Consider the following 22,707-nt stretch of genomic DNA (forward strand, 5'->3'; position numbering starts at 1 on the left):
AACAATTTTTAGAAAAAGCCCTGGTGGGAACCTTGAGTTCCCGCCAGGGCTTTTTTGCATTTCCGGGACCACCCTCCCCGCGGCCCGGTTGTGCCGAAGGGTAAGGTCGGGGGGTATCGTTCGCATATTTCCCACAGGAGGCCCCCGGGTGGAGGTCCAGGAGACGCGAGTCCAGACCGACCGCGTCCTCACCATCCCGAACATCCTCAGCATGGCGCGTCTGGTCGGCGTCCCTCTCTTCCTGTGGCTGATTCTTCAGAAGCACGACGGGTGGGCGCTGCTCGTCCTGGCCCTCAGCGGCGTCAGTGACTACCTCGACGGAAAGCTCGCCCGGCGCTGGAATCAGATCAGCAGCCTCGGCCGGCTGCTCGACCCGGCCGCCGACCGGCTCTACATCCTTTCCACGCTCTTCGGTCTGACCTGGCGTGAGATCCTTCCGCTCTGGATGACCGCCGCCCTGATCGCCCGCGAGGCGATGCTGCTGGTCATGGTGTGGATCCTGAGGCGCCACGGCTATCCGCCGCCGCAGGTCAACTTCCTCGGCAAGGCCGCGACCTTCAACCTGATGTACGCGTTCCCGTTGCTGCTTCTCAGTGACGGTGAGGGCTGGTTGCCGTCACTTGCCGCGATTTTCGGATGGGCGTTCGCCGGATGGGGTACAACCCTCTATTGGTGGGCAGGGATCCTCTATGTGGTCCAGGTCCGCCGCCTGGTCAAGGCGGACGCCACGGCCGACTGATCTCGCCGCAGACTCCGGCCCTACTCCGGCCATCCCTGGCGTGAAGTCGGCATGACCGTCGTCTCCCAAGGAGGACGCTTCCGACATGAAGGCCGTCGTGATGGCCGGCGGCGAAGGCACGCGCCTTCGCCCCATGACCTCGAGCATGCCCAAGCCGCTCCTGCCGGTCGCCAACCGGCCGATCATGGAGCATGTGCTGCGACTGCTCAAACGGCACGGGCTCACCGAGACCGTGGTGACCGTGCAGTTCCTCGCCTCCCTCGTCAGGAACTACTTCGGGGACGGCGAGGAGCTCGGCATGGAGCTCACCTACGCCAATGAGGAAAAGCCACTCGGCACCGCGGGCAGCGTCAAGAACGCCGAGGAGGCGCTCAAGGACGACGCCTTCCTGGTGATCTCCGGAGACGCCCTCACCGATTTCGACCTGACCGACCTGATCCGTTTCCACAAGGAGAAGGGAGCACTGGTCACCGTCTGCCTCACCCGTGTTCCCAATCCTCTCGAATTCGGCATCACCATCGTCGACGAGAACGGCAAGGTGGACCGCTTCCTGGAGAAGCCCACCTGGGGCCAGGTCTTCTCCGACACGGTGAACACGGGCATCTACGTCATGGAGCCCGAGGTCTTCGACTACGTCGAGGCCGACGTTCCCGTCGACTGGTCGGGTGATGTCTTCCCGCAGCTGATGAAGGAGGGCAAGCCGGTCTACGGCTATGTCGCCGAGGGCTACTGGGAGGACGTCGGCACCCACGAGAGCTACGTCAAGGCCCAGGCCGACGTGCTCGAAGGCAGAGTCGACGTCGACATAGACGGTTTCGAGATCTCCCCGGGCGTCTGGGTCGCCGAAGGCGCCGAGGTCCACCCCGACGCCACGCTGCGCGGCCCGCTCTACATCGGCGACTACGCCAAGGTCGAAGCCGGCGCCGAGATCCGTGAGCACACCGTCGTCGGCTCCAACGTCGTCGTCAAGAGCGGGGCCTTCCTGCACAAGGCCGTCGTCCACGACAACGTCTACATCGGCCAGCAGAGCAACCTGCGCGGCTGCGTCATCGGCAAGAACACCGACATCATGCGTGCCGCCAGGATCGAGGACGGCGCGGTCATCGGCGACGAGTGCCTCGTCGGTGAGGAATCGATTATTCAGGGCAATGTCCGGGTCTATCCCTTCAAGACCATCGAGGCGGGTGCGTTCGTCAACACCTCGGTGATCTGGGAGTCCCGTGGCCAGGCCCATCTCTTCGGCGCGCGTGGGGTGTCCGGCGTCCTCAATGTGGAGATCACGCCCGAGCTCGCGGTACGGCTCGCCGGCGCGTACGCCACGACGCTCAAGAAGGGCTCGACGGTCACCACGGCCCGTGACCACTCCCGCGGTGCGCGCGCGCTCAAGCGCGCCGTGATCTCCGCCCTGCAGGCCAGCGCCATAGACGTACGCGACCTGGAGAACGTCCCGCTGCCGGTGGCGCGCCAGCAGACGGCGCGCGGCAGCGCCGGCGGCATCATGATCCGCACGACGCCGGGCGTGCCCGACTCCGTGGACATCATGTTCTTCGACGAGCGCGGCGCCGACCTCTCCCAGGCCGGGCAGCGCAAGCTCGACCGCGTCTACGCCCGCCAGGAGTACCGGAGGGCCTTCCCCGGGGAGATCGGCGACCTCTCCTTCCCCTCCAGCGTCTACGACTCCTACGCGGGCTCGCTGCTGCGGTCCGTGGACACCAGCGGAGTGGCCGAGGCGGGGCTGAAGGTCGTGGTGGACGCGGCGCACGGCAGCGCCGGCCTCGTCCTGCCCAGCCTGCTCGGCCGGCTCGGCGTGGAGGCGTTCACCATCAACCCCGGGCTCGACGAGTCCCGTCCCACCGAGACCGCGGACGACCGGCGCTCCGGCCTCGTCCGGCTCGGCGAGATCGTGGCCTCGGCCCGCGCCGCGTTCGGCGTGCGGTTCGACCCGGTGGGCGAGCGGATCTCCCTCGTCGATGAGCGCGGCCGGATTGTGGAGGACGACCGGGCCCTGCTCGTCCTCCTCGACCTGGTGGCCGCCGAGCGGCGCAGCGGCAAGGTGGCGCTGCCGGTGACCACCACCCGCATCGCCGAGCAGGTGGCGGCGTACCACGGCACCCAGGTCGAGTGGACGACGACCTCGCCCGACGACCTGACCAGGGTCGGCCGCGCGGACACCACGATCTTCGGCGGGGACGGCCGCGGCGGCTTCATCGTGCCGGAGTCCACCAGCGTTTTCGACGGGACTGCCGCATTCGTCCGCCTCATCGGGCTGGTGGCGCGCACTCAGCTCACGCTCAGCCAGATAGACGCTCGCATCCCGCGCGCCCATGTGCTCCGCCGCGACCTCGCGACCCCGTGGGCGGTCAAGGGGCTCGTGATGAGGTCCGTGGTCGAGGCGGCCGGGGACCGGCACGTGGACACCACGGACGGGGTACGGGTGGTCGAGGCCGACGGGCGCTGGGTCATGGTGCTGCCCGACCCGGCCGAGGCGGTGACCCACCTGTGGGCCGAGGGACCGGACGACTCCTCGGCGCAGGCCCTGCTCGACGAGTGGTCGGCGGTCGTGGACGGCGCCGGGCGCTGACGCGGACGCCGGGTCAGGACCCGGCGGGCGTCGTCTCCTTGATGCCGGACCGGTGCCGGACCGATACCGGAGTGATCCCGCGTCCGGCGCGCCGGTGGGGCCATTGGGAGACGACGCCCCCGACGTGCGACGATGTGCGGCATGTCGCAGCAGCCCCCCGTTCGGAGCACGGTCCCGCCTGCTCCGCGCCCCGATGCCTCCATGTCGCTGCTGACCAATGTGATGGACCACAGCCTCGACGACGGTTACGCGGAGGCGGCGGCCAGGCGCAAGGAGGAGGGCGGCAGCAAGCTGCCGAGCCCGCTGCGTGCGAAGCTGGGCCTCGCCGCGGCCCTGCTGCTCGCCGCAGTGGTGGTGACGCTGGGGGCGGCGCAGGCGCAGATATCGGCACCGACGCTGGCCAAGGAGCGCCAGCAGCTCATCGACCGCATCGAGCGGGAGACCTCGGCGGCCGACGCCCTGCAGAAGAATGTCGACACCCTGCGGAACGCCGTCGGCACCAAGCAGCGTGACGTCCTGGAGGAGCACGGCGGCGACAAGGCCGACGTGGTGTCGCTGCTCGCGGGTGCGACCGCCGTGCAGGGCCCCGGGGTCAAGCTCGTCGTGGACGATGCCAAGCAGACGAAGCAGAGCGGTGGCGGCGGTCCGCGCGAGAGCACCGGCTTCGCCGATACGGGCCGGGTGCGCGACCGTGACATGCAGCGCATCGTCAACGGCCTGTGGCAGTCCGGGGCGGAGGCCGTCGCGGTCAACGGGCAGCGGCTGACGGCGCTGTCGGCGATCAGGGCCGCGGGTGACGCCATACTGGTGGACAACAAACCGCTGGTGCCGCCGTACACGGTGCTGGCGGTCGGTGACGGACAGCAGTTTGCGAATGCCTTCCAGCGCAGCGTCGACGGGCAGTATCTGCGTGTTCTGCAGCAGAACTACGGGGTCCGCTACAGCATTTCCGCTCAGGGGGACGTCCGGCTGCCCGCCGCACCGAGCCTGATCGTACGTATCGCACAGCCGCAGGGGGGTGGCGCGGCCGGCCGCGCCACCGACACAGGGAAGGGCACATCGTGATCGCCGTATTGGGCCTCGTCGTGGGAGTCGTGGTCGGACTGGTCGTCCGTCCTGTGGTGCCGACGGCGGTCGAGCCCTACCTTCCCATCGCCGTCGTGGCGGCGCTCGACGCGGTGTTCGGCGGCCTCCGGGCGATGCTGGACGGAATCTTCGACGACAAGGTGTTCGTCGTGTCCTTCCTGTCGAACGTGGTCGTGGCGGCGCTGATCGTCTTCCTGGGCGACAAGCTCGGTGTGGGGGCCCAGCTGTCCACCGGTGTGGTGGTCGTCCTGGGCATCCGCATCTTCTCCAACGCGGCCGCGATCCGCCGGCACGTCTTCCGGGCGTGAGGCCGATGAGCACCGACGACAACACGCCCGACGAGCCGGGATCCGCTTCCGCGGAGGAGCCGAAGAAGAAGGACGTTCCCGCCGGGGAGCCGGCGAAGCCGGGTACGGACGGCAAGGCGGGTGAGCCCGCCGAGCCCGCCAAGCCTGGCGCGCCCGGTATGCCGACTGCCGAGGACGACAAGTCCGGCAAGGCGGGTAGGGCTGATAGCGGTCGTAAGGCTGATAAGGCTGATAAGGCTGATAAGGCTGGTAAGGCTGGTAAGGCCAAGGAGCCGGGAAAGCCGGAGAAGTCCGTCGAGTCCGGGCCGGAGTCCGCTCCGGAAGGCGAGCCGGCTCCCGGTCCGGGAGCCGCGCCCGGGCCCGAAAGCGGGTCCGGAGCCGAAGGGAAGCCGGCGCCCGAGCCGGGACCGCGGAGCGAGCCGGGGCCCGAAGCGGCCTCCGAGCCGGAGCCCGGGCCCGAGGGGGTCGCTGCGGCCTCCGCCGCCGCGTCCGGGGCCGGCACCGCCGCCGAGCCTGTGACGGGCCGTCAGCGCCTGGCCAAGGCCTTCTGGCCGCCGCGGCTGACGCGGGCACAGCTCACCGTCGCGGTGCTGCTGTGCGTCCTCGGCCTGGGCCTGGCCATCCAGGTCCGGTCGACCAGCGACAACAGCGCGCTGCGCGGGGCCCGTCAGGAGGACCTCGTACGGATCCTGGACGAGCTGGACAACCGCACGAAGCGGCTGGAGGACGAGAAGCGGCGGCTGGAGAGCCAGCGCACCGAGCTCGAGAGCAGCTCCAACCAGGCGGCGGAGGCCCGTAAGCAGACCGCGCAGAAGGAGCAGCAGCTGGCGATCCTCGCCGGCACGGTGGCGGCGCAGGGGCCGGGCATCGAGCTCACGGTGAGCGACCCCAAGAACGCCGTCGAGTCCGACAAGCTGCTGGACACCCTCCAGGAGCTGCGGGCCGCGGGTGCCGAGGCCATCCAGATCAATGACGTACGGATCGCGGCCGACACCTATTTTTCGGGCGCGGCGGGGAAGGTGGAGATCGATGGAAAGAAGGTCTCGCAGCCTTACCGGTTCAAGGTGATCGGCAAGCCGCAGGATCTGGAGCCCGCGCTCAACATCCCCGGCGGTGTCGTGCAGACGCTGGAGAAGGAGCAGGCGGGCGTCACGGTCCGGCGGTCTGAGAAGATCATTGTGGACGCCTTGCGCCCGGCGAAGCGGCCTGACTACGCTCGGTCGTCATCGCAGTGAGGCGGGCGGTCATGCGGGCTTCAGAGGGAGGCCATGAGGTTGCGGGGGGTCGGCGCACCAAGTCGAGGGTGCGTGGTGGAAACTGTCTGTTGACCACGGACGTTGTATGGATGTCCAGGTCGGACGGTGTGTGCATCGAGGTTTTGTCCTGCCCCACGGGCGGGTCTGTTTCGGTCAAGGGGAATCGCCCGTGAAGTTGTTTGCGAAGTTGTTCGGCAAGAGCGCACGCCAGGACGGTGGCAGCGCCCGCCACCGCGCGTCGCGTCCGGTTGAGGGTGGCGAGGGCCGGGAGGGCGCCCAGGAGGGGCGTCCGCTGTTCCGGGATCAGGTCGGAGCTCCGGGAGGAGACATTCCGGGCGGGTCGGCTGTTGACCCTGCCGCCACCGGGCGCATAGGTTTCGGGGCACCAGCGACCTCGAGCGCGCACGGAGGGTCTGCCTTGCCGGTATGTACGAGGTGCGGCCACCGGAACGCCGAGGCGAGCCGGTTCTGCTCCAACTGCGGTGCCCCGCTGAGGCCCGGTGCCGTGGCCGAGCGCGCCTCGGAGACCACGTCGACCATCTCGATCTCCGGTCTCGAGGCGTACGACTCCGAGGCCACGGGTCAGACGCCGATCCCGTCGCTCTCTCCGGAGGCGCAGGCGGCCGTCGACGCCCTGCCGCTCGGTTCGGCGCTGCTGGTGGTCCGGCGCGGTCCGAACTCCGGCAGCCGCTTCCTGCTGGACGGCGAGCTGACCACGGCGGGCCGGCACCCGCAGAGTGACATCTTCCTGGACGACGTGACGGTCTCCCGCCGGCACGTGGAGTTCCGCAGAGCCCAGGACGGCAGCTTCACCGTTTCCGACGTCGGCAGCCTCAACGGCACCTACGTCAACCGCGAGCGGATCGACTCGGTGCCCCTGAACAGCGGCGACGAGGTCCAGATCGGCAAGTACCGGCTGGTCTTCTACGGCAGCCAGCGGGGCATCTGACCTTCCCCCCGGGCTCCGTCCGGGGGGACGCTAGGAAGGGCCATGCTTCGAACACCGTCAGGCGGCACCGGGTCACCCGGAGCCGCCGGCGCGGAGGGACGGCTGGTGAGCATCGGTACGGTGCTCAACCTGCTGCGTGAGGAGTTCCCCGAGGTCACCATCTCCAAGATTCGTTTCCTGGAGGCGGAGGGCCTGGTGGAGCCGCAGCGCACGCCGTCCGGATACCGCAAGTTCAGTACGGAGGACGTGGAGCGGCTCGGCTGCGTGCTGCGCATGCAGCGCGATCACTACCTTCCGCTGCGGGTCATCAAGGAGCACCTCGAGGCGCGGGCCCGGGGCGAGGCGCCGCAGCTGCCCGCCCCCGCGAAGCCCCGTGATACCGCCCTCCTGGCCGACCACGGCCAGGAGGCCGGTCCGGACGCCGCGATCGGCGAGGCCGCCGTGCTCGCGGGTGCCGAGCTCGGGGCGCCCGTGCCCTCTCCGGCCGCACGGATCGGCCGGGAGGAAATGCTGAGTGCCACCGGTGTCACGGAGGGTGAGCTGGTGGAGTGGGAGTCGTACGGGCTGGTCACCGCGCACCCGGACGGCGGATTCGACGCCGATGCGGTGGCCGTGGCGCGCCTCGTCGCCGACCTGGGCCGTTTCGGTCTGGAGCCACGGCATCTTCGCGCCATGAAGGCCGCCGCCGACCGTCAGGCCGGCCTGGTCGAACAGGTGGTCGCACCGCTGCGGCGGCACCGCAATCCGCAGACCAGGGCCCATGCCGAGGCCACCACGCGCGAGCTCGCCACGCTCTCCGTGCGCCTGCACGCGGCGCTCGTGCAGGCCGCGCTGCACGCGGGCTCGCACTGACCGGCGAGTGCCCGACTACCCAAACCTGCCGGGCACGTCCTAGGGTTGCTGTGTGAACGAGCTCGATGTCGTGGGTGTCCGGGTGGAAATGCCCTCCAACCAGCCGATCGTGCTCCTGCGTGAAGTGGGAGGCGACCGCTACCTCCCGATCTGGATCGGACCGGGAGAGGCTACGGCCATCGCCTTCGCCCAGCAGGGCATGGCCCCGGCCCGTCCGCTGACCCACGACCTTTTCAAGGACGTGCTGGAAGCGGTCGGCCAGCAGCTCACGGAGGTCCGCATCACGGACCTGCGCGAGGGTGTCTTCTATGCGGAGCTCGTCTTCGCCAGCGGCGTGGAGGTCAGTGCCCGGCCGTCCGACGCCATAGCGCTCGCTCTGCGCACCGGCACGCCGATCTACGGCAGCGACGGGGTGCTGGACGACGCCGGGATCGCCATCCCGGACGAGCAGGAGGACGAGGTCGAGAAGTTCCGCGAGTTCCTCGACCAGATCTCGCCGGAGGACTTCGGCACCAGCAGTCAGTGAGCCGGCCGCGGCCCTGTGTGACGGCTCGCCGCAGCGCATCCGATTAGCCCTTCCCGGCACAGAGGCACGCAAAACCACTCTCTGGGTGATTATCACTCGGCGTGCCGAGTGTGGCGATCGTTGACGCACCCCGGGTGACTGCCTACCGTCGAGAGGGCAGGTCAAGGACGGAGGTCGGCGTGAGAAGCATGGGCGACGGGACGGCGGTCGGCAGTCCGTATCCGCTGTTCGGGGGAGCGGTCGAACCGGCACCCCGTCATGCCACTCCGGTGGAGGTCACCGCACCGCGAGGCCCGGAGGCCGATCTGATCGGCTACCGCGGACCGACGGCGTGCGCAGCGGCGGGCATCACCTACCGCCAGCTCGACTACTGGGCGCGCACGGGCCTGGTGGAGCCGAGCGTGCGCCCCGCGCACAGCTCCGGCACCCAGCGGCTCTACAGCTTCCGGGACGTGGTGGTCCTCAAGATCGTGAAGCGGCTGCTGGACACCGGGGTGTCCCTGCAGAACATCCGCACGGCCGTCCAGCACCTGCGCTCGCGCGGCATGGCCGACCTGCCCCGGATGACGCTGATGAGCGACGGTGCCACGGTGTACGAGTGCACTTCGCCCGACGAGGTCGTCGATCTCCTCCAGGGCGGTCAGGGCGTTTTCGGGATCGCCGTGGGCGTCGTGTGGCGCGATGTCGAGAGCGCCCTGTCCCAGCTGCACGGCGAGCGGGTGGACACGGGCGAGACGCTGATCCGCCCCAACCCCTCCGACGAGCTGGCCCGCCGCCGCAACCGCGTCGGCTGACCGCCGCAGGACTGCGGCCCGCCGTGTGGGACCGCTCCGGCCGGGTGTACGTGGCGACCCAGCCGGTCGTACGTGCGTGCGATTGTCAGTGGCATGCGGCAGCATCGGTGTCGTGAGAGGCGCGCCGACCATCCTGCATCTCGACATGGATGCTTTCTACGCTGCGGCCGAGCAGGCGGCCAAGCCCAGCCTGCGCGGGAAACCCGTCGTGGTGGGCGGGATCGGCCCGCGCGGCGTGGTGGCCACCGCGTCGTACGAGGCCAGGGTCTTCGGCATCCGCTCCGCGATGGCCACGGCCCAGGCCCGCAGGCTGTGCCCCAATGCCGCCTACCTCACCCCGCGGTTCTCGCTCTACCGCGAGATCAGCGAAGTGGTCATGGGCCTGCTCGGCGAGCTGTCGCCGCTGGTGGAGCCGCTGAGCCTCGACGAGGCGTTCGTGGACCTGGAAGCCGGAGGCGTCGAGCCCACCTCGGCGGCCGTGCGGGCCGTGGGCGAGCGCCTGCGGCGGGACATCCGCGCGGCCACGGGGCTCAGCGGCTCGGTGGGGCTCGCCGGCTCCAAGATGCTCGCGAAGATCGCCTCCGAGGAGGCCAAGCCCGACGGCCTCGTGCTCATCGAGCCGGGCACCGAGCTGGAGCTGCTGGGCCCCATGTCCGTGCGCGCCATTCCGGGCGTCGGCCCGGCCACCGCCGAGACGCTGCGCCGGGCCGGCATCACCACCGTCGCGGAGACGGGTGAGGCGGGCGAGGCGGAGCTCGTGCGGCTCCTGGGCAAGGCGCACGGCGCGGGGCTGTACGCCCTGGCCACCGGGCATGACGACCGTCCCGTCGTCGCCGACCGGGACGCCAAGTCCGTCTCCGTGGAGGACACCTTCGAGGAGGACCTGACCGACCGGTCGCGGGTGCAGACGGAGATCTCCCGGCTCGCCGAGCGGTGCGTGCAGCGGCTGCGGGCCGCCGGCCGGTCCGGGCGGACCGTGGTCATCAAGGTGCGCAGCTACGACTTCTCGACGCTGACCCGCTCGGAGACGCTGCGCGGCCCGACGGACGACCCCGCGGTGGTCAAGGAGGCCGCGGCCCGGCTGATCGACGGCGTGGACACCACGGCCGGGGTCCGGCTGCTCGGCGTCGGGGTCAGCGGGCTCGCCGACTACACCCAGGAGGACCTCTTCGCGCAGGCCGCCGCCGCTGCCGCGGGTGCGGCAGGTACGACAGCTGCGGCGGGCGCGGCAGGCGCGGCGGAGGCGCCACAGGGGCCGGGAGAGGCGCAGGGGGAGACGGCGGGCGCGGAGGTGAAGCCGCGGCGCTGGCTGCCGGGGCTGGACGTGCGGCACGCCGAGTACGGGGCGGGGTGGGTGCAGGGCAGCGGCGTCGGCCGGGTCACCGTGCGGTTCGAACAGCCCTGGTCGGAGCCGGGCCGGGTGCGGACGTTCGCGGTCGACGACCCCGCGCTGGAGCCGGGGGAGCCGCTGTCCCTCGTACGTCAGGAGCCGGGGGCGGATCAGCTTGCTGATCCGCCGGCGGACGGACCGGACCGGCCGGCGCCGGGGGGGCCGGCGGACGCCGATCCCGATCCCGATCCCGATCCCGGGCTCGGTCCGGAGCGCGGCTCCGGTCCCGGGCCGGATGCCGATCCCGGGCCGGATGCCGGTCCCGGCGCGGATCCCGTCCCCCGCCCCGTTCCCGGTCCCGGGTCCGACCCCGCCACCCGGCCCGAGCCCGGGATGTCCAGTCGGTAGTGGTGGTAGAGCTGCAGTTCCTGCTCGGGTGAGAGGTGGCGGCCGACGCCGAAGTCGGGGGCTTCCTTGATCAGTGCTCGGTCGTACGCCGTGCGCAGGCTCTCTCCGGAGGCCTCGCTGGTCGCCAGGGGGATGAAGGTGTCCCGCCGGAAGAAACCGGTGCGTACGGCCGCCCACAGCGGTTCCCCCGTGGCGTCGTCGAGATAGACCTCGTCCACCGTGCCGATCTTCGCCCCGTCGCGGTCGAATACCTTCCGTCCGATCAGGCTCCGGGGATCGATGTCGCTCTGCACGGTTCCTCCCTGTTTCGGCACCTCCCCCCACGTAAAAACACAAAGCGAGAAGCGGCCACTCGGGAGATCCGGCGGGAAAGCCGCGCTGGTAGGCTGGCGAATGGCCGCAGAATCCGTGCGGGAGAGTCCTCCGGAAGCCCACTCCAGTGGGGCCGATGGAGGCGCCGAAGGAGCAAATCCTCCCCGGAATCTCTCAGGCACCCGTACCGCACGGACGAGGTCACTCTGGAAAGCAGGGCGGGCTCGGGCGGTCAAGCGCCGAAGCCCTTCCTCACCGACGGTGAAAGCCGGGCCGTGCGCTGCGGTCCGGTGAAGCTCTCAGGTTGAGATGACAGAGGGGGAGGCCGTCCGGGTACCCGCGCCGTGGTACCCCTCGCAGGTCGCAACGACCAGGAGGCCTCCGCAGATGACTGCCCACCGCATCGCCCTTTCCGACCTGGAGCGGGACACCCCGTTCGAGCGCCGCCACATAGGTCCCGACGCCGAGGCCCAGGCCAAGATGCTCGCCCAGGTCGGCTTCGGGTCGCTGGACGAGCTCACTGCCGCCGCCGTGCCGGAAGTGATCAAGAGCGTGGGCGCCCTGGCCCTGCCGGAGGCCCGCAGCGAGGCCGAGGTCCTCGCCGAACTGCGGACGCTCGCCGACCGCAACGAGGTCCTCGCCCCGATGATCGGCCTCGGCTACCACGGCACGTTCACCCCGCCGGTGATCCTGCGCAACGTCATGGAGAACCCCGCCTGGTACACGGCCTACACGCCGTACCAGCCGGAGATCTCCCAGGGCCGCCTGGAGGCCCTGCTCAACTTCCAGACCGTCGTCGCCGACCTCACCGGGCTGCCCACCTCCGGCGCCTCCCTCCTCGACGAGGGCACCGCGGCCGCCGAGGCCATGGCCCTGGCCCGCCGTGTCGGCAAGGTCAAGAAGGGCGTCTTCCTCATCGACGCCGACACGCTGCCGCAGACGATCGCCGTGATCGAGACGCGCGCGGAGCCGACCGGTGTCGAGGTCGTCGTCGCCGACCTGAGCGCGGGCATCCCGGACGAGATCGCCGAGCGCGGTGTCTTCGGCGTCCTCCTGCAGTACCCCGGAGCCTCCGGCGCCGTGCGCGATCTCCGCCCGGTCATCGAGCGCGCCCACGAGCTCGGCGCGATCGTCACCGTCGCCGCCGACCTGCTCGCCCTGACCCTGCTGGCCTCGCCCGGCGAGCTCGGCGCGGACATCGCGGTCGGCACCACCCAGCGCTTCGGCGTCCCGATGGGCTTCGGCGGCCCGCACGCCGGCTTCATGGCCGTGCGCGAGCAGTACGCCCGCAGCCTTCCCGGCCGCCTCGTCGGCGTCTCCGTCGACGCCGACGGCAACAAGGCCTACCGCCTGGCCCTGCAGACCCGCGAGCAGCACATCCGCCGCGAGAAGGCCACCAGCAACATCTGCACCGCCCAGGTGCTCCTCGCCGTCATGGCCGGCATGTACGCCGTCTACCACGGCCCCGAGGGCCTGGCCGCCATCGGCCGCCGCACCCACCGCTACGCGGCGATCCTCGCCGAGGGCCTGCGCGCCGGGGGCGTCGAGCTCGTGCACGGCGCCTACTTCGACACCCTGACCGCGCGCGTCCCGGGCCGGGCCGCCGAGGTCGTCGAGGCCGCCCGCGAGCGCGGCGTCAACCTGCGCCTGACGGACGCCGACCACGTGGGCATCGCCTGCGACGAGACCACCACCCGCGCCCACCTGGACTCCGTCTGGGCCGCGTTCGGGGTGGCCGGCGACGTCGAGGCGCTCGACGCGGTGGCCGCCGAGGCGCTCCCCGAGGCCCTCCTGCGCACCGGTGACTACCTCACGCACCCGGTCTTCCACGAGCACCGCTCCGAGACGGCCATGCTGCGCTACCTGCGCCGCCTCGCCGACCGGGACTACGCCCTGGACCGCGGCATGATCCCGCTCGGCTCGTGCACCATGAAGCTCAACGCCACGACCGAGATGGAGCCGGTCACCTGGCCCGAGTTCGGCGCGCTGCACCCCTTCGCGCCGGTCGAGCAGGCCGGGGGCTACGTCACGCTCATCACGGAGCTGGAGGAGCGGCTCGCCGCGGTCACCGGCTACGACAAGGTCTCGATCCAGCCGAACGCCGGGTCCCAGGGCGAGCTCGCCGGCCTGCTGGCCGTCCGCGCCTACCACCGCGCCAACGGCGACGAGCAGCGCACCGTCTGTCTGATCCCGTCCTCCGCGCACGGCACCAACGCCGCCAGCGCCGTGATGGCCGGCATGAAGGTCGTCGTGGTCAAGACGGCCGACGACGGCGAGGTCGACGCCCAGGACCTGCACGCCAAGATCGAGCAGTACCGCGACGAGCTGGCCGTACTGATGATCACCTACCCGTCGACGCACGGCGTCTTCGAGGAGCACGTCGCCGACATCTGCGCGGCCGTGCACGAGGCGGGCGGCCAGGTCTACGTGGACGGCGCCAACCTCAACGCCCTGGTGGGCCTGGCGGAGCCGGGCAAGTTCGGCGGCGACGTCTCGCACCTGAACCTGCACAAGACCTTCTGCATCCCGCACGGCGGCGGCGGTCCCGGCGTCGGCCCGGTCGCCGTCCGCGCGCACCTCGCGCCGTACCTCCCCAACCACCCGCTGCAGCCCACCGCCGGCCCGGCGACGGGCGTCGGCCCGATCTCCGCGGCGCCGTGGGGCTCGGCCGGCATCCTGCCGATCTCCTGGGCGTACGTCCGGCTGATGGGCGGCGAGGGCCTCAAGCGCGCCACGCAGGTGGCGGTGCTCGGCGCCAACTACATCGCCAAGCGCCTGGAGCCGCACTACCCCGTGCTCTACACCGGCCCGAACGGCCTGGTGGCCCACGAGTGCATCGTCGACCTGCGGCCGCTGACCAAGGCGACCGGTGTGAGCGTCGACGACGTCGCCAAGCGGCTCATCGACTACGGCTTCCACGCGCCGACCATGTCCTTCCCCGTGGCCGGCACCCTGATGATCGAGCCCACGGAGAGCGAGGACATCGCCGAGCTGGACCGCTTCTGCGAGGCGATGATCGCGATCCGCGCCGAGATCGAGAAGGTCGGCTCGGGGGAGTGGAGCAAGGACGACAACCCGCTGCGGAACGCCCCGCACACCGCCGCGTCCGTGGCGGGCGAGTGGGAGCACCCCTACAGCCGTGAGGAGGCCGTCTTCCCCGCCGGGGTCTCGGCCGCCGACAAGTACTGGCCGCCGGTGCGCCGTGTCGACGGTGCGTACGGCGACCGCAACCTCGTGTGCTCCTGCCCGCCGCTGGAGGACTACGACGGCTGACGGAGCCGTGGGCCTCGGGTGAGGCCCGGCACAAGTCGGGGCCGGTTCGGCGATTTCGCCGGGCCGGCCCCTTTGCGTGCGGGTGGTGCGGTGTTTCCTGTGGTGCGGCGTTCCTGTGGTGCGGTGTGTGAGCGCTGTAGTGCTCTGGTGCTGAGTGCGGTGGTGCGTGAGCTCAGGCAGCGGTCACCACGTTTCCCGTGTCCAGCGGCCGGTGCGGCGCGATGATCTGGCCGTCCGGCAGCAGCTCACCGGTGTCCTCGAAGTGCAGGACTCCGTTGCACAGCAGACTCCAGCCCTGCTCGGGGTGGTGCGCCACGAGGTGCGCGGCTTCCCGGTCGGCGGAGTCGGCTGAGGGGCACGTGGGCTGGTGCTGGCACATGGGAAGGTTCTTTCGCTGTGATGTGGTGGCTGTCCTGCGGCTCGATTCGGTGTTCATGCCGCCCCCCGTTGGCGAATCGGTTGGTCGATACCAGTGTTGCCCCACGGGCGTGATTCCGCAGGGATTTCCCGGCAGCGCTCCTTACTCGTTGGAGACGCATCACCCATGCGGGCGGTTGCTTCCAACATGACCGTCCGGCCGGGTGGTTACCGGTGGTCGGAGTGGGCTAGTCCGGGAGGGTGAGTACATGTGTGCGCCCCGCGGCGGAAAGGCCGCGGGGCGCCGGGGAAGGAAGGGGGGGTGTCGGACCGCCGGAGCGGCTCCTCAAGCGGGGGTCTTCAGCAGCGGGGCGGGGGTCAGGCGGAGCGTGAGGACCGGCATCAACTCGGCGAAGCGGTGCGGGCGGTGCGCGGCGATCCCCGGCGGCGCCGGTGCGAGCGGTACGAGCAGGTCACCCGGGCCGGGCAGGCCCGAGGCGGGGTCGGCGGCGATGTCCCCGTGCAGCCAGAGCGTGAGCATGTAGAGCCCGGGTACGGACAGCAGCCGGGGCTGGTACGGCGTCGGAAGAGCCTCCGCCTGCCGCAGTGCGCGTTCCGTGGAGACGAGGTAGGGGCCCTCGCAGAAGTGTGAGAACGCCCAGCCGTCCGCGGTCTGCACCGTCTCGCCCGCGGCCACCACGCGCTCGGAGCCGCGGATCGGGAACCGCCAGCCGGTGAGCCGGCTGCGCGGTGCGCCGCCGCGGCCCGCCGTCTGCTCCAGGACGTGGACGGGCAGCGGGAGTTCGGGGGTCAGCGGCCCTTGCGCGGCCTTCAGCGACGGAGTACGGGCCTCGCGGACGGCTGAGGGGGAGCCGAGGGCGCTCAGAACACTGCGCAGGGCAGGCGCAGGGGCAAGGGGGACATGCAGCGGCATGGTGGGTCGCCTCTCACTTCGGAGACACGTGGTGCTTGGGCAGGGTGCGGACGACGCTGTCGGCGTGCGGGGTCAGAGGGGGGCCGGGACCTTACCGGCTGCCGGGGCCGTGGCGCCTACTCTCCGCCTCGTCCCCGAAGTTTATACGACACGTGTTCACATGGTGTTTCGGCTAGCTGTCGCCGGTATTTCCGGCAAGGGGATATCAGGGCCTCATCCGAGGGTGATTTCGGTGATTCTGTGCCGAGTAGGGCCACGCCACCTCGTATTGTGCCCCGAGCAGGGTAGGCCGAATCTCGTCGGTGTTTATCACCAGCGCTATCGCCGGCGCTGCACCTGCGCTATCGGCAAAGCGCGGTGATCCATCATGCCGACGGAATGTGCCACCGGATGCGTTGCCGAGAGCGTAGCGGGTATGTGGTCCCGGCGGGGCGTTATCGATCACATTGGCTGGGCATCATCGACCGTGACGCGAGCGGCCCGCGCCGCGACGACCCACGTGAGGAGGGACCCTGCGATGGGGGACAAGGTCGTGGCCGGGGGCGTCGACCTCGCCGACCGACAGCGCCACCGGGCAAAGCTCCGGCAGTGCCTGGAAGCGCTGGGGAGACTGCTGGAAGAGAAGCGTTTCGACCGTCCCAGGAATCTCATGGGCCTGGAGATCGAGCTGAATCTCGCGGGGGCCGACGGGATGCCGAGCATGGTGAACGCCGAAGTGCTCGAGCGTATCGCGAGCGGTGATTTCCAGACCGAACTCGGCCGGTTCAACCTGGAAGTGAATATTGTTCCGCACCGGCTGTCCGGGAGCGTCCTGGACCAGCTTGCCGAGGAGTTGCGGACGACTCTCTCCTATGCCGACCGGAAGGCCATGGAGGTCGATTCCGGGATCGTGATGATCGGTATTCTGCCGACCCTGGAGGACCGTCACCTGGTCTCGGCGAACCTCTCGGCGGACGAGCGCTACGCCATGCTGAACGCGCAGGTGGTGGCCGCGCGGGGCGAGCACTTCACGATCGACATCGAGGGCGTCGAGCGGCTGACGTGCACCGCGGAGTCGATCGCTCCCGAAGCCGCGTGCACGTCCGTGCAGTTGCACCTGCAGGTGACGCCCGGGCGGTTCGCCGCCGTGTGGAACTCCGCGCAGGCGGTGGCGGCGGCGCAGATCGCCGTCGGGGCCAACTCGCCCTTCCTCTTCGGCCGGGAGCTGTGGCGCGAGTCCCGTCCGCCGCTGTTCGTCCAGTCCACCGACACCCGCCCGCCCGAGCTCACGGCTCAGGGGGTGCGGCCGCGCACCTGGTTCGGGGAGCGCTGGATCGATTCTGCATATGAGCTGTTCGAGGAGAACCTGCGCTTCTTCCCACCGGTGCTGCCGATCTCCGACGACGAGGATCCGGTGCGCGTCGTGGAGGAGGGCGGGGTGCCGATGCTGCACGAGCTGACGCTGCACAACGGGACGGTCTACCGCTGGAACCGGCCGGTCTACGGGGTCGCCGACGGCGTACCGCACCTGCGGGTGGAGAACCGCGTGCTGCCCGCCGGCCCCACCGTCACCGACGTCATCGCCAACACCGCCTTCTACTACGGGCTGGTCAGGGCGCTCGCCGAGGAGCCGCGGCCGGTGTGGACCAGGCTGCCGTTCCGCGTCGCCGCGGAGAACTTCGACGCGGCCTGCCGGCACGGCATCGACGCCTGGCTGCGCTGGCCGAAGGCGGGCCGGGCGGGCACGCTGGAGCGCAGGCCGGCCGTCCGGCTCGTCCAGGAGGAGCTGCTGCCGCTCGCGGCGGCCGGGCTGGACGCCTGGGGCGTGGAGCCCTCCGACCGCGACCGCTACCTCGGGGTCATCGAGGGCCGCTGCCGGAGCCGCACCAACGGGGCGTCCTGGCAGGCCGCGGCCTACCACCGGGCGCTGGAGCACGGCATGGACCGTCACAAGGCGCTGGTCGTCACCACCCGGCGCTACTGCGAGCTGATGCGCACCGGTGCGCCCGTGCACACCTGGCCGGCCGGCCCCGGCGACTGACACGTCCTCCCCTCCCGCACCCCCTGGCCCACCGGCCGGGGGGCGTCGGGCAAGCTGTGACGGCGGCGGCCGGCACGAGCGGCGGCCGGCGGAGCGTCGCCCCGCCGCCGGGGCGGGAGGAAGCGGAGGTACAGGTGCGGCAGAACGCGCAGGGCGAGGACGGCATCCTGCCCGGAGCCCGGACCGGACCGGCGCCCGGCGAAGCCGCCTGGCGCCGCACCCTGCGCAGCGAGACGTTCCTGGTCCTGGCGCTGTCGCTCGGGGCCAGCGCGGTGTCGTCCCTGATCAGCTTCGTGGGCGCGCTCACCAGGCCGGGCGGGCTCAGGGACCAGGCCGCCAACCTCAACGCCTCGCACGCACCCGGCCGCCCCTGGCTCGACCTGTCCTGGCAGGTGTTCGGCATCGCGACGGCGCTGGTCCCCGTGTTCCTGGTGGCGCACCTGCTGCTGCGCGAGGGCGTGCCGGGCCTGCGCGCGGTCGGTCTCGACCGGGACCGCCCCGGTTTCGACCTGACCCGCGGTACGGGGGTGGCGGCCGCCATCGGCGGCACCGGCCTGCTGTTCTACCTCGGTGCCCGGGCCGCGGGTTTCAACCTGACGGTGGTGCCGGAGTCGCTGCCCGACCTGTGGTGGAAGATCCCCGTCCTCGTCGCCTCCGCCGTGCAGAACGCGGTCCTGGAGGAGGTCGTGGTCGTCGGGTACCTGCTGCGCCGGCTGGGACAGCTGGGCTGGACCCCGGCGGCGGCACTGGCGGCGAGCGCCGTGCTGCGCGGTTCGTACCACCTCTACCAGGGCGTCGGCGGGTTCATCGGGAACATGGTGATGGGCGTGGTCTTCGTCCTGCTCTACCGGCGGTGGGGGCGGGTCGGGCCGCTGGTGGCCGCGCACGCGCTGATCGACATCGTGGCGTTCGTCGGCTACGCGCTGCTCGCGGGCAAGGTGGGCTGGCTGCCCACGGCCTGACGCCGCTTCCCGGTCCGGTCTCCTTACCCGTCCCCGAGCCCGTCCTCGTTGTCGCTCCCGCCTACGCGAGCAGGTCGCCCTCGATGACGGTGACGGCGGAGCCGGTCAGCAGCGTGCGGTCGCCGCGCAGGCCGGTCCGCACGAGGCCGGTCCGGGCGGAGGCCTGGAGGCCCGTCAGGTCGTCGCGGCCCAGCCGCCCGGACCAGAAGGGGGCGAGCGCGGTGTGCGCGCTGCCGGTGACGGGGTCCTCGTCGATGCCGACGTTCGGGAAGAAGCAGCGCGAGACGTAGTCGTAGCCGCGCGCCGGGTCCTCGGCCGGGGCGGTGGCGATGATGCCCCGGCGCGAGTGCCGGCCGAGGGCGCGGATGTCGGGCGCCAGGGACCGTACGGTCTTCTCGTCGGCGACCTCGACCACCAGGTCGCCGATGTGCGGACCGGTGTCGTAGGTGCTGAGGACCTCGGCGCCCAGGGCTTCCGTCACCCCTTCGGGGAGGGCGACCGGGGTGATCGGTGCGGTCGGGAAGTCCAGCGTGATCGAGCCGTCCTCGTGCGCGGTGGCGGTGAGGACGCCGCAGCGAGCGGCGAAGCGGACGGTGCCGGTGGCGGTGCCCGTGGTGTGCAGGACGTGCGCGGTGGCGAGCGTGGCGTGGCCGCACATGTCGACTTCGGTGAGGGGCGTGAACCAGCGCAGCGCCCAGTCCGCGCCCTGCGAGGCGTCGGCGAGCGGGCGGGCGAAGGCGGTCTCGGAGAGGTTGACCTCGGCGGCGATCCGCTGGAGCCGGTCGTCGTCGGGGAACTCCCCGGAGTCGAAGAGGACGACCCCGGCCGGGTTGCCGGCGAAGGGGCGGTCGGTGAAGGCGTCGACGATTCGAATACGCATGGCAGGACGCTACGGGCGTGAAGAACCCGCAGGCCAGGGCCAATTCACGAAATGTGGCCCCGGGCCGGGGCGGTACGGCCCCGGCCCGGGGCGGTCCGCTACCTGAACAGGCGGTCACCGCTGGTGGCCATGCGGTGGGTGGAGCTGTGGCGGTTCACCCAGTCGCGGATGAGGTTGACGGCGTTGGCGCACTGCCAGCCGCTGTCGTACTCGTGCTCTCCGGTGAAGTTGCCGTAGCCCGCGATGATGCCGTCCACGCGCGCATCGCCCAGCAGTTTGTCGACGTACCACGGATCGTTGTAGGTGGTCGTCCAGGACAGTGTGGCCGCGAGCTGTCCGGCGGCACGGTCCGCGGCGCCCTTCTTCAGTTCCGCGCAGGTGTTGCGGGCGGCTTCGGTGCAGTTGCCGAACCCGTTGGGGATGTTGCCGTCGCCGTAGTCCATCACCCGGCGACCGGCCGGGAATCCGGAACCGGACCGGTCGAAGGCGCTGCGGACCTGATCGCGGGTCCCGGTCGTGGTGATGCCCTCCAGTTTGCCGAGCTTGCCCTCCAGGCTCTTCCAGCCCCTGCCGCCGACGTCCGGGGTGCTGCCGCCGTGGTACTCGTAGAAGCCGTAGAGCACCTGGATCCCGGCGGCCGTCAGCCTCTGCGCCTTGTCGCGCAGTCCGGCGACGCTGCACCCGCGGTTCTGCGCTTCTCCGCAGTAGTTCGGGTCCTTGATGTCCAGCCAGACCAGCGCCGGCCGGCGACCTGCGTCGGCGTTGGAGACGATGCGGTCGATCATGCTGTCGAAGCTGGGGCCCCGCCGGTCGTCACCGGCCGAGGAGCAGTCGTGATAGGCGCGCCATTCGTTCGGATTCCACCAGGCGCAGACGTCGATCTCGATGGCGTTGGCGCCGTGGTCGAGCGCGGCGTCCACGCCGTCCAGGGTGTCGACCCGGTGCGCGATGGCGTAGATCGCGTGACGCTGGTCGGCTGCTGCCGCCGGGGTCGTACCGAACGCGGTGGCCCCGATGATCCCGCACAGTGCCGCCATCAGCGCCAGTAACGTCCGCGGGCCGGAGCCATGCCTGAGGTGCGTGGTCAAGAAAGGTGCTCCTTCATGTCGGTGCCGCCGCCCGGCACACCCCGAATCTCTCCATATGCACCAGATCGTTGGATGTGGCGCGTGGACCACCCGAGCTTGCGGGGTCATGTGTCCCGGCCGCCACGAAATCCCGGCACTTCGGGACGCTGGAACGCGAAAGTGAGCTTTGACCAGGGGAGAAGCGGGCGGTTTGGGACGCCCGATCGGAACGCTCCGGGCCGCGCCGGGGCGGGGAACGCCCCTGAGAACGGTTCCGCGCCCGTCCTCCTCAAGGAGGAGGAACGGCGGCCCGTACCCAACCCCCGTGGGATGCGCGAATGCTTCCCCACGGGGATGACCCGGCGGATCGTGACTGATGGGGTGGGAGGGTGCAAAGCCGCGTGGGAGATACGGGGGCGACGGACGTCGCCCGAGAGGGCCTGTTCAGCGCCGAACTGGCAGCGGCGGTCGCGGGTGCCCGCAGGCGCGCCGTGCGGGACGGCGACCGGCAGACCGACACCGCCCACCTGCTCCACACCCTGATGGAGTCGGACCCCGAGGTGTGCCGCGCCGTGGACGGCGGGAGCCCCGGCCGGACCGTACGGCTGCTCGGCTACCTCGTCCAGCGCACCATCGGCTACGGGCTGCGCTGGAGCGGCACCGTCGAGGACTCCGGCTCGCTGCCCGTCCTCCTCGGCTGCCGGGCGCCCGGCTGGTCGCCCGCCGCGGCCGCCGCCATGGACGGCGCGTTCACCCGGGCCCGTGCGCGGGGCGACGCCCGCGCGGAAGGGACGGACCTCCTCGCGATGCTCGCCCTGGACCACCGGTGCCGCGCGGCGGAGGTCATGCGCCGGGCCGGAGTCGACACGGAGGCGCTCGCGGCCCGGCTCGACGCCTCGTGAGTCCCGGAGGACCCGCATCAGTTGCGCCGGGGGCGCGGTGATCCGTCGGTGCGCCGGGGACCCGAAACCTGTCAGGAGTGTCCGGGGGTGACGCTCCTGTCATCTGCTGGCATGATGACCCGATGCATGCCTCTCAGGAGAGAAGCGCAGGCCTGGGCCTCGCCCTGGTCTCCGCGCTCGCGTTCGGCGGTTCCGGTGTTGCGGCCAAGCCGCTGATCCAGGCGGGTCTCGACCCGCTCCACGTGGTGTGGCTGCGGGCGGCCGGCGCCGCCCTGGTCCTGCTGCCGGTCGCCTGGCGTCACCGCGCCCTCGTCACCCGCCGCCCCGCTCTCCTGGCCGGCTTCGGCCTGCTGGCCGTCGCCGGCGTCCAGGCATGCTACTTCGGTGCGATATCCCGGATCCCGGTCGGCGTGGCCCTGCTCGTCGAATACCTCGGCCCGGCGCTCCTGCTCGGCTGGGTGCGCTTCGTGCAGCGCCGTCCGGTGAGCCGTGCCGCGGCCGTGGGCGTGGCGCTCGCCGTCGCCGGGCTCGCGTGCGTGGTGGAAGTCTGGTCGGGCATGGGCTTCGACGCCGTGGGCCTGATGCTGGCCCTCGGCGCCGCCTGCTGCCAGGTCGGCTACTTCGTGCTGTCCGACCACGGGGCCGAGGGCGAGGAGCCCGCCGACCCCATCGGCGTCATCGCCTACGGACTGCTGATCGGGGCCCTGGTCCTCACGGTCGTCGCCCGCCCCTGGGGCATGGACTGGTCCGTCCTCGCCGGAAGCGCCGGGATCAGCGGGACGGAGGTGCCCGCCGTCCTCCTCCTCGCCTGGGTCGTGCTGATCGCCACGGTGGCCGCCTACGCCACCGGCGTGCTCGCCGTGCGCAGGCTCTCGCCGCAGGTGGCGGGCGTGGTCGCCTGCCTGGAGGCGGTGGTCGCCACGGTGCTGGCCTGGGTGCTGCTCGGCGAGCACCTCTCGCTGCCGCAGATCGCCGGCGGCGCCCTGGTGCTGGTGGGCGCCTTCATCGCCCAGTCCTCCACGCCCAAGAAGGCCGCCGCGACGCTGGTGGCGCAGGGTGAGGGCGCAGCGGCGGGCTCCGCGGCGGATGCCGACGGCCAGGGGGAGTTGCCCGCCGGAACCCGCCCCGCCTAGGGTGACGATCATGCACAAGACCGTTCTGCCGCCTCCCG

The 22,707-nt window shown here is 71.2% G+C and carries 19 protein-coding genes, 1 pseudogene and 1 riboswitch; of the genes and pseudogenes, 15 read left to right on the forward strand and 5 right to left on the reverse strand.

Annotated features, from left to right (window positions below; translation table 11 throughout):
- Positions 1-148 precede the first annotated feature (148 nt).
- The 10 genes from clsA (at position 149) to AS857_RS01910 (ending at position 10,829) form a co-directional block, all read left to right on the forward strand.
- The gene (gene clsA / locus AS857_RS01865) at positions 149-739 is read left to right on the forward strand and encodes a cardiolipin synthase ClsA (RefSeq protein ID WP_058041334.1); all 591 of its coding nucleotides are present in this window, start codon (positions 149-151) and stop codon (positions 737-739) included.
- A gap of 85 nt (positions 740-824) precedes the next feature.
- Positions 825-3,320 carry a mannose-1-phosphate guanyltransferase gene (locus AS857_RS01870; RefSeq protein ID WP_058041335.1) on the forward strand — a complete coding sequence of 832 codons (2,496 nt, stop codon included), beginning with the start codon at positions 825-827 and terminating at the stop codon, positions 3,318-3,320.
- Between the two features lie 141 nt (positions 3,321-3,461).
- A complete protein-coding gene (locus AS857_RS01875) occupies positions 3,462-4,385 on the forward strand; it encodes a DUF881 domain-containing protein (protein ID WP_058041336.1) in 924 nt (307 codons plus the stop codon).
- Positions 4,382-4,714, forward strand: a complete 333-nt coding sequence (locus AS857_RS01880) for a small basic family protein (RefSeq protein ID WP_049715989.1) — start codon at positions 4,382-4,384, stop codon at positions 4,712-4,714. The genes AS857_RS01875 and AS857_RS01880 overlap by 4 nt, the downstream gene beginning before the upstream one ends.
- A 158-nt stretch (positions 4,715-4,872) precedes the next feature.
- The gene (locus tag AS857_RS01885; RefSeq protein WP_245699606.1) at positions 4,873-5,949 is read left to right on the forward strand and encodes a DUF881 domain-containing protein; all 1,077 of its coding nucleotides are present in this window, start codon (positions 4,873-4,875) and stop codon (positions 5,947-5,949) included.
- A 106-nt stretch (positions 5,950-6,055) separates the two neighbouring features.
- The gene (locus AS857_RS37080) at positions 6,056-6,919 is read left to right on the forward strand and encodes an FHA domain-containing protein (protein WP_079109993.1); all 864 of its coding nucleotides are present in this window, start codon (positions 6,056-6,058) and stop codon (positions 6,917-6,919) included.
- Positions 6,920-6,961: 42 nt separating this feature from the next.
- Positions 6,962-7,771: a transcriptional regulator FtsR gene (gene ftsR / locus AS857_RS01895; RefSeq protein WP_058041339.1), complete on the forward strand. Its 810-nt coding sequence runs from the start codon at positions 6,962-6,964 to the stop codon at positions 7,769-7,771.
- A 52-nt stretch (positions 7,772-7,823) separates the two neighbouring features.
- A complete protein-coding gene (locus AS857_RS01900; RefSeq protein WP_014058684.1) occupies positions 7,824-8,297 on the forward strand; it encodes a bifunctional nuclease family protein in 474 nt (157 codons plus the stop codon).
- A 188-nt stretch (positions 8,298-8,485) separates the two neighbouring features.
- Complete coding sequence (locus tag AS857_RS01905) at positions 8,486-9,091, forward strand: MerR family transcriptional regulator (protein WP_382050750.1); 606 nt, start codon at positions 8,486-8,488, stop codon at positions 9,089-9,091.
- Between the two features lie 112 nt (positions 9,092-9,203).
- The gene (locus tag AS857_RS01910; RefSeq protein WP_079109994.1) at positions 9,204-10,829 is read left to right on the forward strand and encodes a DNA polymerase IV; all 1,626 of its coding nucleotides are present in this window, start codon (positions 9,204-9,206) and stop codon (positions 10,827-10,829) included.
- Here the strand turns inward: AS857_RS01910 and AS857_RS37085 are convergent.
- Positions 10,766-11,122, reverse strand: a pseudogene (locus tag AS857_RS37085) (PRC-barrel domain-containing protein); the annotation flags it as partial. The gene AS857_RS01910 and the pseudogene AS857_RS37085 overlap by 64 nt on opposite strands.
- Positions 11,123-11,230: 108 nt before the next feature.
- A riboswitch (glycine riboswitch) is annotated at positions 11,231-11,341 on the forward strand.
- A gap of 187 nt (positions 11,342-11,528) precedes the next feature.
- Here AS857_RS37085 and gcvP point away from each other — a divergent pair.
- Positions 11,529-14,414: an aminomethyl-transferring glycine dehydrogenase gene (gene gcvP / locus AS857_RS01915; protein ID WP_058041341.1), complete on the forward strand. Its 2,886-nt coding sequence runs from the start codon at positions 11,529-11,531 to the stop codon at positions 14,412-14,414.
- A 172-nt stretch (positions 14,415-14,586) separates the two neighbouring features.
- On the opposite strand, the gene AS857_RS01920 is transcribed toward gcvP, so the two are convergent.
- Together AS857_RS01920 and AS857_RS01925 are read right to left on the reverse strand one after the other, a co-directional pair.
- On the reverse strand, positions 14,587-14,793 hold the full coding sequence (locus AS857_RS01920; protein WP_058041342.1) for a DUF5999 family protein: 207 nt from the start codon (positions 14,791-14,793) through the stop codon (positions 14,587-14,589).
- A 324-nt stretch (positions 14,794-15,117) separates the two neighbouring features.
- Entirely contained in the window at positions 15,118-15,705 is a 588-nt protein-coding gene (locus AS857_RS01925; protein ID WP_058041343.1) for a hypothetical protein, read from the reverse strand.
- Between the two features lie 517 nt (positions 15,706-16,222).
- Here AS857_RS01925 and AS857_RS01930 point away from each other — a divergent pair.
- Both AS857_RS01930 and AS857_RS01935 read left to right on the forward strand, forming a co-directional pair.
- On the forward strand, positions 16,223-17,725 hold the full coding sequence (locus tag AS857_RS01930) for a glutamate-cysteine ligase family protein (protein WP_058041344.1): 1,503 nt from the start codon (positions 16,223-16,225) through the stop codon (positions 17,723-17,725).
- A gap of 164 nt (positions 17,726-17,889) precedes the next feature.
- A complete protein-coding gene (locus AS857_RS01935) occupies positions 17,890-18,687 on the forward strand; it encodes a CPBP family intramembrane glutamic endopeptidase (RefSeq protein ID WP_058042047.1) in 798 nt (265 codons plus the stop codon).
- Between the two features lie 61 nt (positions 18,688-18,748).
- Here AS857_RS01935 and AS857_RS01940 read toward each other — a convergent pair whose 3' ends face one another.
- Positions 18,749-19,567: a PhzF family phenazine biosynthesis protein gene (locus tag AS857_RS01940; RefSeq protein WP_058041345.1), complete on the reverse strand. Its 819-nt coding sequence runs from the start codon at positions 19,565-19,567 to the stop codon at positions 18,749-18,751.
- Between the two features lie 98 nt (positions 19,568-19,665).
- On the reverse strand, positions 19,666-20,655 hold the full coding sequence (locus AS857_RS01945) for a PI-PLC domain-containing protein (RefSeq protein ID WP_245699551.1): 990 nt from the start codon (positions 20,653-20,655) through the stop codon (positions 19,666-19,668).
- Positions 20,656-21,035: 380 nt separating this feature from the next.
- Between AS857_RS01945 and AS857_RS01950 the strand changes: the two genes are divergently transcribed.
- Together AS857_RS01950 and AS857_RS01955 are read left to right on the forward strand one after the other, a co-directional pair.
- Positions 21,036-21,536: a Clp protease N-terminal domain-containing protein gene (locus tag AS857_RS01950; RefSeq protein ID WP_160330171.1), complete on the forward strand. Its 501-nt coding sequence runs from the start codon at positions 21,036-21,038 to the stop codon at positions 21,534-21,536.
- Positions 21,537-21,658: 122 nt separating this feature from the next.
- Positions 21,659-22,669, forward strand: a complete 1,011-nt coding sequence (locus AS857_RS01955; RefSeq protein WP_058041347.1) for an EamA family transporter — start codon at positions 21,659-21,661, stop codon at positions 22,667-22,669.
- Positions 22,670-22,707: the final 38 nt, after the last annotated feature.

The sequence above is a fragment of the Streptomyces roseifaciens genome (assembly GCF_001445655.1).
GTDB lineage: Bacteria > Actinomycetota > Actinomycetes > Streptomycetales > Streptomycetaceae > Streptomyces > Streptomyces aureoversilis.

Coding starts and splice junctions, on each gene's coding strand:
- AS857_RS01925 (WP_058041343.1), bottom strand. CDS start 15,705: ATGCCGCTGCATGTCCCCCTTGCCCCTGCGCCTGCCCTGCGCAGTGTT.
- AS857_RS01930 (WP_058041344.1), top strand. CDS start 16,223: ATGGGGGACAAGGTCGTGGCCGGGGGCGTCGACCTCGCCGACCGACAG.
- AS857_RS01870 (WP_058041335.1), top strand. CDS start 825: ATGAAGGCCGTCGTGATGGCCGGCGGCGAAGGCACGCGCCTTCGCCCC.
- AS857_RS01920 (WP_058041342.1), bottom strand. CDS start 14,793: ATGTGCCAGCACCAGCCCACGTGCCCCTCAGCCGACTCCGCCGACCGG.
- AS857_RS01885 (WP_245699606.1), top strand. CDS start 4,873: ATGCCGACTGCCGAGGACGACAAGTCCGGCAAGGCGGGTAGGGCTGAT.
- gcvP (WP_058041341.1), top strand. CDS start 11,529: ATGACTGCCCACCGCATCGCCCTTTCCGACCTGGAGCGGGACACCCCG.
- ftsR (WP_058041339.1), top strand. CDS start 6,962: ATGCTTCGAACACCGTCAGGCGGCACCGGGTCACCCGGAGCCGCCGGC.
- AS857_RS01940 (WP_058041345.1), bottom strand. CDS start 19,567: ATGCGTATTCGAATCGTCGACGCCTTCACCGACCGCCCCTTCGCCGGC.
- AS857_RS01955 (WP_058041347.1), top strand. CDS start 21,659: ATGCATGCCTCTCAGGAGAGAAGCGCAGGCCTGGGCCTCGCCCTGGTC.
- AS857_RS01875 (WP_058041336.1), top strand. CDS start 3,462: ATGTCGCAGCAGCCCCCCGTTCGGAGCACGGTCCCGCCTGCTCCGCGC.
- AS857_RS01905 (WP_382050750.1), top strand. CDS start 8,486: ATGGGCGACGGGACGGCGGTCGGCAGTCCGTATCCGCTGTTCGGGGGA.
- AS857_RS37080 (WP_079109993.1), top strand. CDS start 6,056: ATGGATGTCCAGGTCGGACGGTGTGTGCATCGAGGTTTTGTCCTGCCC.